The 16,469-nt window shown below is 63.7% G+C and carries 14 protein-coding genes; 7 read left to right on the top strand and 7 right to left on the bottom strand.

Features of this window, described 5'->3' with window-relative positions:
* Positions 1-13 precede the first annotated feature (13 nt).
* The gene (locus ACWPWQ_RS01030; protein ID WP_454008793.1) at positions 14-988 is read left to right on the top strand and encodes an ABC transporter substrate-binding protein; all 975 of its coding nucleotides are present in this window, start codon (positions 14-16) and stop codon (positions 986-988) included.
* Between the two features lie 59 nt (positions 989-1,047).
* Here the strand turns inward: ACWPWQ_RS01030 and ligA are convergent, their stop codons facing one another.
* The 3 genes from ligA to ACWPWQ_RS01015 form a co-directional block, all read right to left on the bottom strand.
* The gene (gene ligA, locus ACWPWQ_RS01025; protein ID WP_454008792.1) at positions 1,048-3,054 is read right to left on the bottom strand and encodes an NAD-dependent DNA ligase LigA; all 2,007 of its coding nucleotides are present in this window, start codon (positions 3,052-3,054) and stop codon (positions 1,048-1,050) included.
* A gap of 99 nt (positions 3,055-3,153) precedes the next feature.
* On the bottom strand, positions 3,154-4,281 hold the full coding sequence (zipA, locus tag ACWPWQ_RS01020; protein WP_342058100.1) for a cell division protein ZipA: 1,128 nt from the start codon (positions 4,279-4,281) through the stop codon (positions 3,154-3,156).
* Positions 4,282-4,296: 15 nt separating this feature from the next.
* Complete coding sequence (locus tag ACWPWQ_RS01015; protein ID WP_454008791.1) at positions 4,297-7,671, bottom strand: AAA family ATPase; 3,375 nt, start codon at positions 7,669-7,671, stop codon at positions 4,297-4,299.
* A 173-nt stretch (positions 7,672-7,844) separates the two neighbouring features.
* Between ACWPWQ_RS01015 and cysZ the strand changes: the two genes are divergently transcribed.
* Positions 7,845-8,609 carry a sulfate transporter CysZ gene (gene cysZ, locus ACWPWQ_RS01010; protein ID WP_454008790.1) on the top strand — a complete coding sequence of 255 codons (765 nt, stop codon included), beginning with the start codon at positions 7,845-7,847 and terminating at the stop codon, positions 8,607-8,609.
* Positions 8,610-8,744: 135 nt separating this feature from the next.
* Positions 8,745-9,359 carry a trimeric intracellular cation channel family protein gene (locus tag ACWPWQ_RS01005; RefSeq protein WP_042649503.1) on the top strand — a complete coding sequence of 205 codons (615 nt, stop codon included), beginning with the start codon at positions 8,745-8,747 and terminating at the stop codon, positions 9,357-9,359.
* Between the two features lie 94 nt (positions 9,360-9,453).
* Here ACWPWQ_RS01005 and ACWPWQ_RS01000 read toward each other — a convergent pair whose 3' ends face one another.
* The 4 genes from ACWPWQ_RS01000 to ACWPWQ_RS00985 form a co-directional block, all read right to left on the bottom strand.
* Entirely contained in the window at positions 9,454-9,705 is a 252-nt protein-coding gene (locus tag ACWPWQ_RS01000; protein ID WP_202046917.1) for a DUF3862 domain-containing protein, read from the bottom strand.
* 61 nt (positions 9,706-9,766) lie between these two features.
* A complete protein-coding gene (locus tag ACWPWQ_RS00995; protein ID WP_139436499.1) occupies positions 9,767-10,312 on the bottom strand; it encodes a YcbK family protein in 546 nt (181 codons plus the stop codon).
* 148 nt (positions 10,313-10,460) lie between these two features.
* Positions 10,461-11,942 carry a L,D-transpeptidase family protein gene (locus ACWPWQ_RS00990; RefSeq protein ID WP_319913176.1) on the bottom strand — a complete coding sequence of 494 codons (1,482 nt, stop codon included), beginning with the start codon at positions 11,940-11,942 and terminating at the stop codon, positions 10,461-10,463.
* Between the two features lie 91 nt (positions 11,943-12,033).
* The gene (locus ACWPWQ_RS00985) at positions 12,034-12,801 is read right to left on the bottom strand and encodes a substrate-binding periplasmic protein (RefSeq protein WP_429158711.1); all 768 of its coding nucleotides are present in this window, start codon (positions 12,799-12,801) and stop codon (positions 12,034-12,036) included.
* A gap of 310 nt (positions 12,802-13,111) precedes the next feature.
* Here ACWPWQ_RS00985 and ACWPWQ_RS00980 point away from each other — a divergent pair, with 310 nt between their 5' ends.
* Genes ACWPWQ_RS00980 through ACWPWQ_RS00965 form a run of 4 tightly spaced genes read left to right on the top strand, consistent with a single transcriptional unit; the run spans position 13,112 to position 16,282 of the window.
* Positions 13,112-13,657, top strand: coding sequence for a hypothetical protein (locus tag ACWPWQ_RS00980; protein WP_025327877.1), 546 nt, complete (start codon positions 13,112-13,114; stop codon positions 13,655-13,657).
* Between the two features lie 53 nt (positions 13,658-13,710).
* Entirely contained in the window at positions 13,711-14,748 is a 1,038-nt protein-coding gene (locus ACWPWQ_RS00975; RefSeq protein ID WP_429107317.1) for a glycosyltransferase family 2 protein, read from the top strand.
* A complete protein-coding gene (locus tag ACWPWQ_RS00970; RefSeq protein WP_005324511.1) occupies positions 14,745-15,116 on the top strand; it encodes a GtrA family protein in 372 nt (123 codons plus the stop codon). The genes ACWPWQ_RS00975 and ACWPWQ_RS00970 overlap by 4 nt, the downstream gene beginning before the upstream one ends.
* Complete coding sequence (locus ACWPWQ_RS00965; protein WP_429107315.1) at positions 15,116-16,282, top strand: hypothetical protein; 1,167 nt, start codon at positions 15,116-15,118, stop codon at positions 16,280-16,282. The genes ACWPWQ_RS00970 and ACWPWQ_RS00965 overlap by 1 nt, the downstream gene beginning before the upstream one ends.
* Positions 16,283-16,469 lie beyond the last annotated feature (187 nt).

Genomic DNA, 16,469 nt, shown 5'->3' with positions numbered 1-16,469 from the left:
CTGCCAATGGAAAATGAACGTGACCAAGGTGTGGCTTCTGTTAGCCCTATTCCCGCTCCAGCTGCTGGCCGCCGAGATCCTGGTGATCAGCAGCTACCATCAGGCCAATCTGTGGGATCAGAGCTACAGCGCCGGCCTGAAGACGCATCTCAAGGGCGAGCACCACATCAGTCACCTCTATCTGGATACCAAGCGTCAGCCTCAGCAGACCCGGGAGCAGCTCGTCAGCCAGGGGATGGCGGCCTATCAGGCGCGCAAGCCGGCCTTGGTGGTGCTCGGCGATGACAACGCCATCAACGCCCTCGCCCGCCCCATCGCCGCCCTGGGCACCCCAGTGGTGTTTCTCGGCATGAACGAAAACCCGCGCCCCAAGGGGCTGGTTGGCCACGCTCTGATCACCGGCGTGCTGGAACGCCCCCTGCTCAAGCGCAACATCAGCGAGATGAGCCAGCTGATGGGCGGCATCGGCAAGGCGCTGGTGCTGTTTGACGAGAGCGAGGTGTCGCGCACCGCCATCGAGGAGGAGTTCAAGGGGCGCAGCGAGCTGCGGGTCGGCCAGACCCGGGTGAGCAGCCGGCAATTCAACGACTACGGGCGCTGGCAGGAGGCGGTGCTCGCCAGCCGGCAGAACGGCTATGAGGCTCTCTTCCTCGGCCTCTATCACACCCTCACCGACGAGCAGGGGCTGCATGTGGGCGAGCAGCAGGTGCTGGCCTGGACCAGCGCCCACAGCCCCGTGCCCCTGTTCGGTTTCTGGGAGTTTGCGGTGGGGCCGGGCCGCACCATAGGCGGCCTGGTGCTCGATGGTCGCACCCAGGGGGAGAAGGCGGCAGAGCTCGCCAACGCCATACTGGCGGGTACGGCGCCACAGGCCCTCTCCCCCCGCGCCGCCCAGCGCGGTGAATACCTGTTCAGCAAGAGCGAGCTGGCACGCTGGCAGCTCGAGGCCCCATCAAGATGGCAGGGGCGGGTGAGCTATGTCGACTGAGCCCGAAAACGACAGACCCGGCCATCTGGCCGGGTCTGTTTTATTGTGCTCCTGTCAACTCAGGGCTGGATCGCCGCCTGCAACTCTTCTTCGGTCCAGACGGTGATGCCGAGCTCCTGCGCCTTGGCGAGCTTGGAGCCGGCGGCTTCCCCTGCCACCAGCACATCTGTCTTGGCCGACACAGATCCCGCCACCTTGGCCCCCAGGGCCTGGAGCGCAGCCTTGGCATCGTTGCGGGACAAGGTGGTGAGGGTACCGGTCAGCACGAAGGTCTTGCCGGCGAAGGGCTGCTGCGCAGCCTCCTTCTTCTCGATGGCCGGCCAGTGGATGCCGGCGGCCAGCAGGGCGTCGAGCACCTCTATGTTGTGGGGCTGGCGCAGGAAGTAGTAGACGTGCTTGGCCACTATGTCCCCCACGTCGGCCACCTCGAGCAGCTGCTCCACCGAGGCGGCGCGCAGGGCATCCAGGGTGAGGAAGTGGTTGGCAAGGTTCAGCGCGGTCGCCTCTCCCACCTCGCGAATGCCCAAGGCAAACAGGAAGCGCGGCAGGGTGGTGCTGCGGGCCTTGTCGATGGCGGCCACCAGATTGAGGGCGGATTTTTGCCCCATCCGCTCGAGACCGGCCAGCTGGATGGCGTTGAGGCTGAACAGATCCGCCGGGGTCTTCACCAGCCCCTTGTCCACCAGCTGCTCCACTATCTTGTCACCCAGGCCGTCCACGTCCATGGCGCGCCGCGCCGCGAAGTGCTTGATCGCCTCCTTGCGCTGCGCCTCGCAGAACAGGCCGCCGGAGCAGCGGGTCACCGCCTCCCCTTCCAGCCGCTCCACCGCCGAGCCGCACACCGGGCACTGGGTGGGGAAGAGGATCTCGCGGGCATCCGCAGGGCGCTGGGCCTCCACCACGGCCACTATCTGCGGGATCACGTCCCCCGCCCGGCGCACTATCACGGTATCGCCGATCATGACACCAAGGCGCGCGATCTCGTCGGCATTGTGCAGAGTGGCGTTGGAGACGGTGACTCCGCCGACGAACACCGGCTTGAGCTTGGCCACCGGGGTCACGGCGCCGGTACGACCCACCTGGAACTCGACGTTCTCAAGCTCCGTCATCTCCTCTTCTGCCGGGAACTTGTGGGCCGTGGCCCAGCGCGGGGCCCGGGCCACGAAACCGAGCTCCTGTTGCAGCGCTATGTCGTCCACCTTGTAGACCACGCCGTCGATCTCGTAGGGCAGCTCGCTGCGACGGGCCAGGATGTCGTCGTGGAAGGCCTGGCAACCGGCGGCGCCTTCTTTCAGCTTCACCTCGGGGCTGAGCGGCAGCCCCCAGGCCTTGAGCTGGTTGAGGCGAACGAAGTGGGAGTTCCCCAGCTCGTCGCCGCCTATGCCCACGCCATAGGCGTAGAAGCTCAGGGGACGGCTGGCGGTGATGCGGGAATCGAGCTGGCGCAGGCTGCCGGCGGCGGCGTTGCGCGGGTTGACGAACACCTTCTCCCCTGCGGCCAGCGCCCTGGCATTCATCGCCTCGAAACCGGCCTTGGGCATAAAGACCTCCCCACGCACCTCCAGTCGCGCAGGCCAGCCCGAGCCCCGCAGGACGAGCGGAATGGCCTTGATGGTGCGCACGTTCTCGGTGATCTCCTCCCCCGTGGCGCCATCGCCCCGGGTGGCCGCCTGCACCAGCTGGCCGTCCACATAGAGCAGGCTGACCGCCAAACCGTCCAGCTTGGGTTCGCAGCAGAAGGTGAAGTTCAGCTCGCGCTTGAGGCGATCGCGCATGCGCTGCTCGAAGGCCTGCAGCTCTTCGTCGCTGAAGACGTTGTCCAGGCTCAGCATGGGGATCTCGTGGCGCACCTGGCTGAAGGCAGAGAGCGGCTGGCCGCCGACCCGCACGCTGGGGGAGGCCGGGGTTTTCAGCTCGGGGTGCTCGGCTTCCAGCGCGATCAGCTCGCGCATCAGGCGATCGTATTCGGCGTCCGGCACCGTGGGGTTGTCCAGCACATAGTACTGATGGCCATATTCGGTGAGCAGTTCACACAGTTGACGGTGGCGGGAGAGGATGTCGCTCATGAAGAAGTCTCGAAGTGTGATGGAACAATCAGTCTGGGGCAGAAATGAAAATGCGGCACCTGGGTACCGCACTTTTCATGGCTGAGGCCACATGGCGCATCAGTCGCGGCTGGCCTCGTAGGCGGCCAGCTCATGGCGATAACGGGCAATGTCGTCGTCGCTGAGCGGGCTGCGCGAGGCATCGGTCAGCATGGCATCGAGATCGCTCGCCAGCTGATCCGCCGCCTGCAGCATGTGCTCGAACGCAAAGGCCGCATTGCTGCGCAGGGGCAGCTGCATGAAGAGGGACACACCCGGGGTGCTGAACTGCTCCATGCGGTAGGGGTTGAAGGTACCCGGCTTGACCATGTTGATCATGGAGAAGAGCACTTCACCCTTGCCGTTGAGATCCTCGTGACGGTGGAAGATGTCCATCTCGCCAAACTTGAAGCCCAGCGCCAGCAGGGAGGAGAGCAGGGTCGCCCCTTGCAGATCGTGACCAGGACGAGCCATCAGGTTGATGACATAGACATCCTGCCAGATCTTCTCGACCGGCGGCAGCTCCTGGACGGGCTCGACCACCTGGACCGGCTCTTCGTAGGCGGGCTCGTCATCATAATCGGGCTCTTCATACGCAGGCGCAGGCTGGGCATAGCGGGCTTGCTGCTGCGGCGCGGGCTCGCGGGCACCGAAGGTCGGCGCCTGGGCGTAAGCAGGCTCCACCAGCGGCTCGTCGTCCAGTGGCTGCATCATGGGTTCGCGCTGGGGGCGGGAGCGGTGCACCGGAGTGCGGCGGATCACCTGGGCAGGCTTGCGTACCGGCGCGGCAGGCACCTCTTCGACAGGCTCGGCGCTCGGCTCCTCATACTCGTCTTCTTCTTCATAGACGGGGGGCGGCGTCACCGGACGAGGGGCTGGCTTGCGCACCACGGGCGGCGGCAAATCGTCATCCTCGTCCTCATCGAAGGCGGGCACTGTGGCGGCACGGCGGGGTTCCGGCTGATGGGCCTCGTCGTTGCGCAGCTTGGGCTCGGCACGACGGCCACCGCTGACCACGCGCACCTGACCGATGCCATCGCTGTCAAACGCATCGCTGTCACGATCCCGTGACTTGGATTCCATCCGACCCAGGGGTTTTTCCTTGATCGGTGCCTGACGGTTCTTTCTGTTGCTCCACAACCCGTGAATGAGCAATGCCGCGATGGCAATACCGCCCAGGGCAACCAAGATGTAACGCAATTCCTGCATTAGCTGCTTCTCTTTCTAGTTTTGCTCAGCCAAAGCGACGGCTTCACCGATGTCAACCGACACGATGCGAGAAACCCCGGGCTCTTGCATCGTGACGCCTATCAGCTGCTCGGCCATCTCCATGGAGACCTTATTATGACTGATGTAAACGAACTGTACTGTGCTCGACATCTCTTTGACAAGAGAACAGAAGCGACCCACGTTCACTTCATCGAGCGGTGCATCCACCTCATCCAGCAGACAGAAGGGTGCTGGATTGAGTCTGAAGATGGCAAAAACCAGCGCAAGGGCGGTTAACGCCTTCTCCCCCCCGGAAAGCAGGGCAATGGTAGCATTCTTCTTGCCCGGAGGTCTTGCCATGATGCTCACTCCGGCTTCCAAAAGATCGTCCGAGGTCAGCTCAAGCCAGGCACTGCCCCCCCCGAACACTTTCGGGAACAGGGATTTTAAATCTTCGTTGACCTTATCGAAAGTGTCGCGGAAGCGTATTTGTGTTTCTTTATCAATTCTTTTAATGGCTTGGCTCAGGGTTTCCAGCGCCTGCTCCAGATCCTGGCACTGGTTTTCCAGGTAGCTTGCCCGGGTTTTCGCCTCTTCATACTCCTCCAGTGCCGCCAGGTTGATGGCGCCAAGTGCCTCCACCTGTGTCTCCAGGGTCTGGATCTCCTGGCGCAGCTTGCCGCGATCGGCGGCGATCAGCACCGCCTGATCGAGATCCACCAGACGCACGCCCAGCTCTTCGAACTGCTCGTGCAGCCCCTGTCGCCGGGTCAGGTTGCGCTCCCGCTCCAGCCTGAGCTGGGCGAGCTTCTCCTGCAGGGCCACCAGCTGCTTGTGGTCGGCGCTTCTGGCCTGCTCCAGCTCGGTCAGCTGACGCTCCAGCTCGGCGAGCCGCTGATGGCAGGCGAGCTGCTGCGCCTCCAGGTTGCGTTGCTCCGCCAGCAGGGGCGAGATGTCCTGCACCGCCTGGGCGTCCGGCCCCTTGAGCTCGGCCAGTTCCAGCCCGAGCCGGGCCAGCTCCTGCTCGCGCAGGGCGATGAGCTGCGCCAGATTTTGCTGCGCCAGTTGCCAGCGCTGGCAGCTTGCCTGCTGCTGCTCCCGGCGCGCACGCGCCTCCTCCAGCGCCCGCTCGGCACTGGCGACCCCTTCCTGGGCCAGCAAGAGAGCCTCCGCCAGCGGCTCCCCCTGCTCCTGCAGCTCGGCAAGGTGCGCCTCTTCCAGCTCGAGCTGCTGCTGGACCGCAGTCAGCCGCTCGGCCTCCTCGGCCTGCTCCTTGTCCAACCGGGTCAACTCTTCCCCCAGCTGGCCGAGGCGCAGCAGCCGCTCCTGACGCTGACCCTGCTGCAGGCTCCAGGCTTCCCGCAGTTGCTGCCATCGCTGCTCCTGCTCGCGCAGAGTGCGCTGGCTCGCCTCAAGGGCGCTGTGCAAATGGGCACGGTCGGCATCTGCGGCCTTCAACTGGGCATCGAGCTGAACCAGCGCCTGCTCCCCAGCGGCCAGTTCGGTGTGTAACCGCTCACGTTCACCGAGCAGCGCCAGGGTGCCGAGGGCGCCGCCCTGGCCGAGATCGGCCCAGTTCGGGCCAAACCAGTCCCCCGCCGGGGTCAGCACAGACTCACCGGCCAGGAGGGATGACTGGCGGGCCAGGGCCGCCTCCCTGTCATCGGCCAGCCAGATGACGTTGAGGAAGGCGGGGATGTGATCCCCCTCGAGCCGGGCCGCCAGGGTGCCGGGCACCGCTGGGTGAGCCGGGCCTATCCAGAGCCCGCCCTGCTCGAGGTTGCACTGGTCCCCCGGCTGGGCGGTGAGCCAGCGCCCGAGCACCTTGTCCAGCGCCTGGGTCCACTCGGGGGCGACCTGCAACCGATCCGCCAGGGTCGCACCCTGCATCTGCTCCCCCAAAATCTGATCAAGGGTTGTGAGGCGGGCGCCGAGCTCGCGCAGCAGGCCGCCCTGCCGATCCCGCTGTCCCTTGAGGGCCTCGTGGCTGGCCACGCCGGCCTGCCACGCCTGTTCCAACGCCTCGTGGTGGGCGCGAGAGAGTGCCAGCTCATCCGACAGGGCATCCAGCGCGGGCTGCAGGCTCTCACCTTCCCCGCCGAGGGGGCCGGCCTGTTCATCCTCCAGCTTGAGTCGCGCCAGCCGGGTCTTGGCCTGCAGCTCCTGCAGACCGCTTCGCTGGGCACGGGTCTGGTTGAGCCTGCCCTGTGCCTGACCGAGCTGCTGCTGCCACTGCTGCTGGTGTTGGCGGGCCAGCTCAAGCCGCTCACCGGCCGCGAGGCGAACGGCCTGCTGATCGGCAAGTAACTGCTCACACTGCTCGAGGCGAGCCGACTCCACCTCCCCCTGGAGGGCGCCCTCGGTCAGCTGCGCCTGCTGGCTGGCCAGCTGGGCCTTGATGCCGTCGATGCGCTCGCCGAGGGCCTGGCGCCGCGCCTGCCAGTCGCGACCGAGCTCGGTCTGGTGAAGCTGCTGCTGTTCGAGGCGGGCGATGGCCTGGCCGCCGAGGAAGATCTGCTGCTGACGGCTCGCCTGCTCGGCCTGGGCCTCCTGGCGGGCCACCGACAGGGTGACGTGGCGCCCTTCGCCCGCAGTGCGCTTGGCATCGAGTGCCGCCAGCGCCTGCTCTGCCTGGGCCAGCTCGCTCTTGGCTTCGCCGAGGCGGGTCTCCAGCGCCCACAGCTCGGAGCCGATGAGCTCGGCCCTTGCGGCGCGACTGCGGCTCTTGAGCTGCTTGTAGCGCTCGGCAGTTTCGGCCTGGGATTTGAGGTGCTCGAGGCGGGAACCCAGCTCGCCACGAATGTCGCCGAGGCGCTCCAGGTTCTCCTGGGTGTGACGGATGCGCTGCTCTGTCTCCCGTCGCCGCTCCTTGTAGCGGGAGACCCCGGCGGCCTCTTCCATGAAGAGCTTGAGGTCCGCCGGGCGCGACTCCACCAGCCGGCTGACGGTGCCCTGCTCTATGATGGCGTAGCTGCGCGGGCCCAGGCCGGTGCCGAGGAAGAGATCGGTCACGTCCTTGCGACGGCACTTCTGGCCGTTGATCTGGTAGTGGTTGGAGCCGTCACGCAGCACCTCGCGGCGCACCGAGATCTCGGTATAACGGCCAAATTCACCGGGCACCCGGTTGTGGGGATTGTCGAACACCAGCTCCACCGAGGCGCGGCCGTGGGGGCTGCGGTTGATGGAACCGTTGAAGATGACGTCCGTCATGTTCTCCCCGCGCAGGTGGCGGGCCGAGCTCTCCCCCAGCACCCAGCGCACGGCGTCGATGACGTTGGATTTGCCACAGCCGTTGGGGCCCACCACGGCGGTCATGTCGGCCGACAGTTCGATGCGGGTCGGCTCGACGAACGACTTGAAGCCGGCGAGTTTGATCAGTTTCAGACGCATGGCGACCCGTGTCAGTGGCGAAATGAAGAGGCGGCGGGCGGGCTGTCAGCCCACGAATATCATCCGACGTCCGGCCTGACCGGACGGGATATCGGGAATAGTTCGCGACTTTACCAAATTGGAGGCTTGTTTGTAATATGCTGGCACCCTACCCCTTCATTGATGGATCTCAAATGAGCCAATCTCCTCACATGGTCAAAGATTCGGTCAGCGGTGCAGACTACTTCCTGCGCGGCTTCTCCCTCATTCGCCAGCCGGGGATCCGCACCTTCGTGCTGATCCCCCTGCTGGTCAACTTCGTGCTGTTCGCCGGCGCCTTCTATGCCCTGCTGCTGCAACTCGACGGCCTGTTCGCCTGGCTGCACCAGCAGATCCCGAGCTGGCTCTCCTGGCTCGACTACCTGCTGTGGCCCATCGCCCTCGTCACCATACTGGTGGTGTTCTCCTTCATCTTCAGCTCGGTGATCAACTGGATAGCGGCCCCCTTCAACGGCCTGCTGGCGGAGAAGGTGGAGCAGATCCTCACCGGCGAGGCGGTGAGCGACACCGGCATGCTGGACGTGGTCAAGGACGTGCCGCGCACCTTCAGCCGCGAGTGGACCAAGCTGAAGTACTACCTGCCCAAGGCCATCGGCTGCCTGATCCTGTTCCTCATCCCGGTGGTGGGCCAGACCCTGGCACCCGTGCTCTGGTTCCTGTTCAGCGCCTGGATGATGGCGATCCAGTATGTGGACTACCCGTTCGACAACCACAAGATCGACTTCATCACCATGCGCGATGCCTTGAAGCAGCGCCGCGGCAAGTGCCTGAGCTTCGGTGCCCTGGTCACCCTCTTCTCCGCCATTCCCGTGGTCAACCTGTTCGTGATGCCGGTCGCCATCTGTGGCGCCACCGCCATGTGGGTGGATCAGTATCGCAGCGAGCAGCTTCGCCGCTGAGCCGGGCACTCATAACCAAAAACGGGGGCATAGGCCCCCTTTTTCATTACTTAATCTAATGCAAATGTGAGAGTGCTTGTCGTGCCAGACCAGGCTTGTTAGGATGCGGGCCTTTCTCGCACCCTGGGATAACTCATGTTACATGCACTCTTCTTGCTCGGCCTGGTGGCCGAAGGGATGACTGGCGCGCTGGCGGCGGGCCGGCGGCGGATGGATCTGTTTGGTGTCGTCATCATCGCCTCGGCGACGGCCATAGGGGGAGGTACCATCCGGGATGTGCTGCTGGGCCACTACCCCCTGCTCTGGGTGGAGCACCCCGAATACGTGCTGCTGGTGGCGGGGGCTGCCATGGCAGGCGTCATCTCGGCCCCGCTGATGCGCTATCTCGGCAAGCTGTTCCTGGCCCTCGATGCCCTGGGGCTGGTGGTCTTCTCCATCTTTGGCGCCGCCCGGGCGCTGGAGATGGGCCACGGGGCCGGCATCGCCTGCATCATGGCGGTGGTCACCGGCGTCTTTGGCGGCGTGCTGCGGGATCTCCTATGCCAGCGCATCCCGCTGGTGTTCAAGCGCGAGCTCTACGCCGCCGTCTCCCTGGTGACGGCCGCTCTCTACTGCTTCGCGCTGGATCAGGGCCTGCCCAATGACTGGGCCGCCTTCGGGGCCATCGGCATCGGCTTCGTGCTGCGACTGCTGGCGGTGCGCTTCAAGTGGGGACTCCCCACCTTCAATTACCAGTACGCCACCCACTGAGCGCGCCAGTTTCTGGCCAGATCGGCTGGATTGCACGCAACAAAAAAGCGCCGGATGGCGCTTTTTTGTTGCTGATGACAGTGAAAAAACTGACTCAGTTGATCCCTTCCGAACTGAAGAAGGTGGCCTTGTCGGCGATGAAACGGATCTTGATGTTCTTGCCCTCACCGCCCCAGATACAGCTGGTGGTGCCGAGCGCATCGTCGCAACGCTCCGCCTTGCCGAGGATGGCGCTCGCCTCGGCATAGGTGATCCCCATCTTCAGCTTGTCGTAGTTTTCCCGGTTCAGCTTGCTGCACCCGGCCAGCAGCAGGGCGATCAGCCCGCCAAGCAAAATATGCTTCATCTGTCTCTCCTCTGGATAGTGTCCAGAGCCTAGCAGCTCGGGGCCACCCTGTGCCAACCCGTTACCAGCTGCGCACCGGCCCGGTATCCAGGTGGACGAAGTTGTCGGAGGGGTAGTAACCCACGCCGCCGACCTTGAGGTTCAGGGCCGCCTTGCGCAGGTGCGCCAGCTGCACGCCGGGGATGCGCACATCCACCGCCTGCCCCAGGGTGTGGTAGCTGTGCTTGGCAACACCACGGCTGCGCTGGCGCTTCTGGCGATTGGTGGCCGGGGAGCGATACCCCGAGATGAGCTGAATCTCCCCCTTGCGACCCAGCTTGTGCTGCAGCAGGAACAGCTGATCGAACAGCTTCCTGTCGATGTTGAACACCTCGTTGCGGCGATAGTCGCGGAAGATATGGTTGAGCTCCGCCAGGCCATCGTTCAGATAACGGCCATTCTCCCAATAGCTGGCGTTGACCCGCTCGCCGGTATTGAGGTTGAAGAAGCTGAGTTCACGCCCCGTCGTGCTGCGGCTCGCCACGGCCGGGAACGACAGCAGGCTGGCCCCCATCAGGCAACCGGCCCCCAGCAGCAGACGGCGTCGGCTTATCTCTTGGTCCAGCATCCGTTGTCCGTCCATTCCAGAGTGAAGTAACAGTGGTGAATGAATATGATACAGAGGCCGAAACTACCCGCCCGTAAAAGTCATGTCAAACCGCAAAGGGCCATGAAAAAGCCCGGCAGGAGCCGGGCGCTTCACTCTGTGGCGGGGATCACAGCAAGCGGCTCTGGAAGCTAACTCGATCGAATCCGTAAATGTCATTGCGCAGTTGCTGGCGCCCCTCTTCGTCGATCCAGCTGCTCCAGTAGACGGTGAAGACGGGGATAGGGGTGGTCAACGGCAGCCACTTGGTCTGGGTCTCTTTCAGTATGCTGGCCACCTTGTCCGGCTGATAGCGGGAGTCGGCGAGCAGCAGCTCGGCCAGATCGTCCGCATGCTCGACCCGGATGCAACCGGAGCTGAAGGCACGCGCCCCCTGCTCGAACAGGGCCTTGCGCGGCGTCGAATGCAGGTAGATGGCGTCGTTGTTCGGCAGGTAGAACTTGTAGCGCCCCAGGGCATTGTGATCCCCCGGCTTTTGCCGCAACCGGTAAGGGAAGCCGGACGCCAGCGCATGGTGCCAGCCATCCTCGCTGAACTGCACCGGATTGCCCTCGCCGTCGATCACCTCGAACTGCTCGCGGTCCAGATAGGCGGGATCCCGACCCAGCTTGGGCAGAATGTCCTTGCTCAGGATGGAGCGCGGCACGTGCCAGGCGGGGTTGAGCACGATGGAGCGGATCTCGCTCGCGAGGATGGGGGTGGCCCGCTGCTCCTTGCCGACGATGACCCGGCTGGTGAAGACCTCGCTGCCGGACTCCACCACGCTCAGGCGGTAATCCGGGATGTTGACCAGCACGTAGCGACCTGCGAGGTGATCCACCAGATCACGGCGCCACAGGTTGCGCAGCAGCAGGCTGGCGCGCACTTGCGGCCCGGTATTGAGCCAGGAGCGGGTCTGGCGACCTATGATGCCGTCGGCGGTCAGGCCGTGGCGGCGCTGGAACTGCTTGATGGCCTGCTCGGTGTCCGCGTCGTAGAGGCTGTCCTGATGGGTGGGGGCACCGTCCCCCAATTCGTTGAGGATGGAGCGGATCTGCCCAAGCTCGGTGGCGCTCTCCCCGGCCCGCAGGGTCGGCATGTCCAGGGTCGGCCAGTGCTTGGCCATGGGCATGGCCAGCAGCTTGCGCACTTCGTCGCGCACGGCCTCGTATTCGGCGACCTGGGGCCTGAGCTGTTTGACCTGATCCAGCAGGTTGTCACCCAGGGGCTCGTGGGCCAGGGGCTTGGTCAGATCGAGCTTGAGGGTCTGCATCTGCTCGCGGGCGACCAGATCCATGGCGCGCCAGGCCTGCTGGAATCGCGCCAGCTTGCCGAAGGCTTCGTCATAGAGGGCGCCACGCCGGTCGGCCGGGGTCTTCTGCAACTGCTGCCAGAGCCGGTAGAAATCCGGGTGCAGCTGGGCAAGCACCGCCTCCTGCAGCTGCAGTTCCAGCTCATGGCGCGCCTGCTCTGCGGTGCTGTTCTGATACCAGTCATGCTGGATGCTGGGACTGGCCACCACCATCTGTTCTGCGCTGGCCTGGACCATGCCCGCCGGCCAGCAGCCCAGCCAGATAAGGTTTGCCAATGCCAACCAATACTTCTTACCCATGCTTCTTACCACGCTTACCTCATATCGGTTCACTTCGGCCTGTCAGGCGCCACGGTCAGGTGCCCATGATGCGTGAATGCTGGCGACTTTGCTAGCGGGCGGGCACGTAACGGCGCCAGATGAGCGCATGCTCCCCGCTCCTGCCAACGGCCTCGAGCGCCTGGTTGAAACGCTGCACAAATGCCTCCGACAAGGTCTTCTTGCTCAGCATGAAGAAGGTCGGCGTCTCATAGACCCCCATGATATGGGGGACTATCTCCTCTGCCAGTCCCTCTCTCTTCAGACCCCAGGGGGTGGCCAGAATATCCCCAAGAAATCCGTCTATCCGTCCCAGTTGCAGCTTGCGATAGTTTTGCACGTCGTTGACCTCGCTCACCTGGGCGCGGTAGCGCTGCAGCAGACGGGCTATCTCGGGGCCATAGTTGTAGTCCCTGGTCACCCCCAGCCTGTTGCCCCTGGCCAACCAGCTCGCCAGATCCTGCTCCCCCTTGTCACCGGACTTGCGCACCCAGAGTGCCGTGCGCCCCGGGTTGTAGGCGGTGGAGAACCAGGCATAGCGCGTCCTCTCTTCAACGAAATAGGCTTCCATGGCGATGTCCAGCCGACCCAGTTCCAGATCGTGCAACCCCCGTTTCCAGGGACGCTCCAGATAGACGAGGCGGCAGCCCAGCCTGGCAGAGACGGCGTTGAGATACTCGACAGCGAAGCCGCGCAGCTCACGGTGGCCGTTCTCCTGCTGGTAATAGTGATAAGGGGGCCAGTCGTCGAAACCGACGCGCAGGGGAGAAGTACAGAGCGGTTGGGCCAACAGCGAGTGAAGGGGCAGGCAGCAGAGCAGGCACAGAGCTAGCAGTCTCATGAGTCATCCTTGACGGCGGGACGGCTCATCTTAATTCTGCCAAAGGGAAATGGCGACAGATCCTGCCACAGCAATGCGCAATATCAGCCATTTGCCTGATGCGGCCATGGGCAGGACAGAGCCCCAGGCCATGCTGTTAGCCCACTGCAGAGGCAGGATGCACACGACCCCAAAGTCCCTTGGTCTGCAGGGGCATTGGGGGTTAATATGTGAGCAAATTTATTTTTGTGATCCACTATGCTTTTTTTGCAATTGGATTAGCATATGCGCGAATCCAGCCTACCTATCCGTCGGGCATCGAGTGAGTAATATGACCTACAAAAAGTTCGGTTTTCTGGCTGCCATACTGGCATTGAGCGGTTTTTACCTTTACACCCTCTACCTGGCCGCTCACCCCAACGTGAGTCTGGCTTACAAGCTCTATTACCTGGAAGGCAAGACCCGCTTCTGGGAGCACAACTCCAGCATGACTTACCAGCCGGGCAACGAGCTCAACCTGACCAAACCGAGCCGCTTCCTCTCCAGCGAAGGCTGGGCCAAGAAGCCCAGTGCCGAGGGTACCCAGCTCAGTGGCAAGGGAGGCCTCTATTTCGTGCTGCCCAAGCAGCAGGCCCAACCTGAGCAGCTCACCATCCAGGCCAGGATCAACAGCCCCGAAGCCGGTACCCTGCTCAAGGTGGCCCTGGGTCATGATTTCACCACCACGGTCAAGCTGGCCAAGGCGGGCATCAACGAGATCCGGCTCAACCTGCCGGGCGACTCCCTGACGGCCGATCCCAAGCATCCCAACTTCCTGGCGCTCTCCGCTCCGACACCGCTCAACGTCCAGTCGGTACGTCTGACCGTCGCTCAGTGAAGCTGAAGATCCCAGCAGTCTTATAAAATAATTCTTTCAATAAGGAAGTTTCCATGTCCCGTGCCGATTTTCGACTCTCTCTGGTCGTGCCCGTTTACAACGAGGAAGAGAGCATTGACGCCTTCATCAGCGCGATAGATGCCGAACTGGCCCCCCTCAAAGACCGGCTTGAAATCGTGTTCGTCAACGACGGCAGCCGCGACCGCACCCGCGAAGTGGTCGAGCAGGCCATCGCCCGCGACCCGCGCGTGACCCTGGTCAACCTGGCCCGCAACTTCGGCAAGGAAGCGGCCATGACCGCGGGCCTGCATCAGGCCAAGGGCGATGCCATGGTCCCCATGGACGTGGATCTGCAAGATCCCCCCTCCCTCATCCTGGAGTTCGTCAAGCTGTGGCAGACCGGTGACTACGACACCGTCTACGGCATCCGGGTCGACCGCAGCGCCGACACCCCGATGAAGCGGCTCACCGCAGGCGGCTTCTACCGCTTCTTCAACGCCCTCTCTACCAGCACCAAGCTGCCGGAGAACGCCGGCGACTTCCGACTCATCGATCGCAAGGTGGTCGAGGCTCTCAAGCAACTGCCCGAGCGCAACCGCTTCATGAAGGGGCTGTTCGCCTGGGCCGGTTTCCGTGCCGTCGGCGTTCCCTATGAGCGTCCCGCCCGCCACGCCGGCGAGACCAAGTTCAACTACTGGAAGCTGTGGAACTTCGCCCTCGACGGCCTGATGAGCTTCTCCAGCTGGCCGCTGCGGGTGTGGAGCTACGTGGGGGTCGGCGTCTCCTTCATCGCCTTCCTCTATATCCTCAAGATCATCACCCAGGTGCTCTTCTTCGGCATAGACGTGCCGGGTTACGCCTCCCTGATGTCGGTGATGCTGTTCCTCGGCGGCATTCAGCTGCTGTCGCTCGGCATCATAGGCGAGTACATAGGCCGCATGTTCGTGGAAGTGAAGCAGCGCCCCGTCTACCTCATCGAGGGCGTCTACGGCCAGTATGCCCGTCAGGACGCGGGCAAGCAGCCGGATGCGGCGGCAACCCAGAGTGAGAAGGCGCAGGATGCGGACAAGCAGGAGCCGGCGCCCCAATGATCTCCCGCGAGGAATTCTGGCGGCTGGTTCGCTTCGGTTTTGTCGGCGGGGGGGCCACCCTCGTCGATCTGGGCACCTCCATCGCCCTGTTCCACACCTGGCCCGCCATCTCGGAGCATCTGGTCACGACCCTGGCCTTTGCCATCGCGTTCTGGTTCTCGTTTTTCGGCCATCGCTACATCACCTTCCAGAAGCAAGGTGCCGCCAGCAAGTTTCTGCTGGTGGCCCTCTTCTCCCTGGCGGTGCGTAACCTCATCCTGAGCGGCCTGCTGTTTGCGGGCCTCTCCGGACTGCTACCGGTGGTGATTGCCACCCTGACCGTTACCGTACTCACCTACATACTCTCTCGCGTCTGGGTTTTTGCCTGATGAATGACATGACCAATACTCCTCCCCTCGCCGGGGATGCACTCCCCTATCGCCCGTCACTACACATCAGCAGCCGCGACTGGCTGATGATCATCGCCGCCTTCGTGCTGAGCCGGGTGGCCCTGTACGGCATGGGCTATTTCGGCGTCCAGCTCTACGGCGCCCCCGACATTGGCCCGTTGCAAGCCTATTGCCAGTTCGACTGCGTCTGGTTCCAGCGCATCATAGAGAACGGCTACGACCTCTACCCGCGCTGGCTGAGCAAGGGCAACGCGGCGAACTGGGCCTTCATGCCGCTCTACCCCATGCTCGCCGGCGGGCTCTCCAGCCTGCTCAACATGGAGAGCCTGATCGGCCTGATGCTGGTGGCCAACATCGCCTTCTTCATCAGCCTGCCGCTGATGCTGCTGGTGCTGCGCCAGCTCAAGCTGGGGGATGAGACCGCCCGTTTCGGGGTCTGGCTGCTGGCCTTCTCCCCCTTCTCCGCCTACTTCGTCTCCGGTTATACCGAGTCCATGTTCATGGCGCTGATGCTGGGGATGTTCCTGTTCGCCTACCGCGAGCAGTGGCTGATGGTCGCCTTCCTCGGCATCTTCATCTCCGGGACCCGCAACCTGGGGGTCATGATGGTGTTCCCCGTGCTGATCCTGGCGCTGCAGGCCTATGGCTGGCGCGAGTTCTTCCGCTTCACCGAGCGGGCCTTCAAGGTGGTGTTCACCCTCTGGCTCATCCCCCTCGGCCTCTTCTCCTACATGGTCTACCTCTATCACCTGACCGGGGATGCGCTCGCCTTCAAGCACATCCAGGTCGCCTGGGGTCGCTACATGGACAGCCCCCTAGACTGGTGGCTGAGCGGCTTCGAGCTGGGCGGTCGCAAGGCCTACCTCTCCATCATGGTGATCTTCGGCTGGTGCCTGAACGGCTACCTGTTCAGCCAGAAGCGCTGGGCCGAGGCGACCCTGATGTTCATCTGCTGCACCATACCGCTGATGACAGGGCTCAACGCCATGCCGCGCTACATGTTCGGCCTCTACCCGACCCTGCTGGCCATCATCCTGCTGGCCCATCGCTGGCCCTCCATCCGCCCTGCGGTGCTCTGCATCAGCGGCATGGTCGCCTCCTTCATCGCGGTGGCCTTCGTCAACTTCAAGTTCTTTACCGTCTGACGAGCGCTCGCCCGCAGGCGAACAGCCCCACCTGAACATGCCGGTCCATCGACCGGCATTTTTTATGGCGCCGCGCTCCGGGCAGCAGGGCGGCCATCACACTTTGCCGGGCTTGAAAACGTAACCATTTGAACTGACCTCACAAATCGGCATTTTGCCGGTCCAAGCCCACCCCCTGGGCCCCTAG

Source organism: Aeromonas sp. Marseille-Q7275, from assembly GCF_965119515.1.
Note: the sequence above shows the minus strand (reverse complement) of the source record. Positions and strands in the feature narration are given on the sequence as shown.

Coding starts and splice junctions, on each gene's coding strand:
- ACWPWQ_RS01030 (WP_454008793.1), top strand. CDS start 14: ATGAACGTGACCAAGGTGTGGCTTCTGTTAGCCCTATTCCCGCTCCAG.
- ligA (WP_454008792.1), bottom strand. CDS start 3,054: ATGAGCGACATCCTCTCCCGCCACCGTCAACTGTGTGAACTGCTCACC.
- zipA (WP_342058100.1), bottom strand. CDS start 4,281: ATGCAGGAATTGCGTTACATCTTGGTTGCCCTGGGCGGTATTGCCATC.
- ACWPWQ_RS01015 (WP_454008791.1), bottom strand. CDS start 7,671: ATGCGTCTGAAACTGATCAAACTCGCCGGCTTCAAGTCGTTCGTCGAG.
- cysZ (WP_454008790.1), top strand. CDS start 7,845: ATGAGCCAATCTCCTCACATGGTCAAAGATTCGGTCAGCGGTGCAGAC.
- ACWPWQ_RS01005 (WP_042649503.1), top strand. CDS start 8,745: ATGTTACATGCACTCTTCTTGCTCGGCCTGGTGGCCGAAGGGATGACT.
- ACWPWQ_RS01000 (WP_202046917.1), bottom strand. CDS start 9,705: ATGAAGCATATTTTGCTTGGCGGGCTGATCGCCCTGCTGCTGGCCGGG.
- ACWPWQ_RS00995 (WP_139436499.1), bottom strand. CDS start 10,312: ATGCTGGACCAAGAGATAAGCCGACGCCGTCTGCTGCTGGGGGCCGGT.
- ACWPWQ_RS00990 (WP_319913176.1), bottom strand. CDS start 11,942: ATGGGTAAGAAGTATTGGTTGGCATTGGCAAACCTTATCTGGCTGGGC.
- ACWPWQ_RS00985 (WP_429158711.1), bottom strand. CDS start 12,801: ATGAGACTGCTAGCTCTGTGCCTGCTCTGCTGCCTGCCCCTTCACTCG.
- ACWPWQ_RS00980 (WP_025327877.1), top strand. CDS start 13,112: ATGACCTACAAAAAGTTCGGTTTTCTGGCTGCCATACTGGCATTGAGC.
- ACWPWQ_RS00975 (WP_429107317.1), top strand. CDS start 13,711: ATGTCCCGTGCCGATTTTCGACTCTCTCTGGTCGTGCCCGTTTACAAC.
- ACWPWQ_RS00970 (WP_005324511.1), top strand. CDS start 14,745: ATGATCTCCCGCGAGGAATTCTGGCGGCTGGTTCGCTTCGGTTTTGTC.
- ACWPWQ_RS00965 (WP_429107315.1), top strand. CDS start 15,116: ATGAATGACATGACCAATACTCCTCCCCTCGCCGGGGATGCACTCCCC.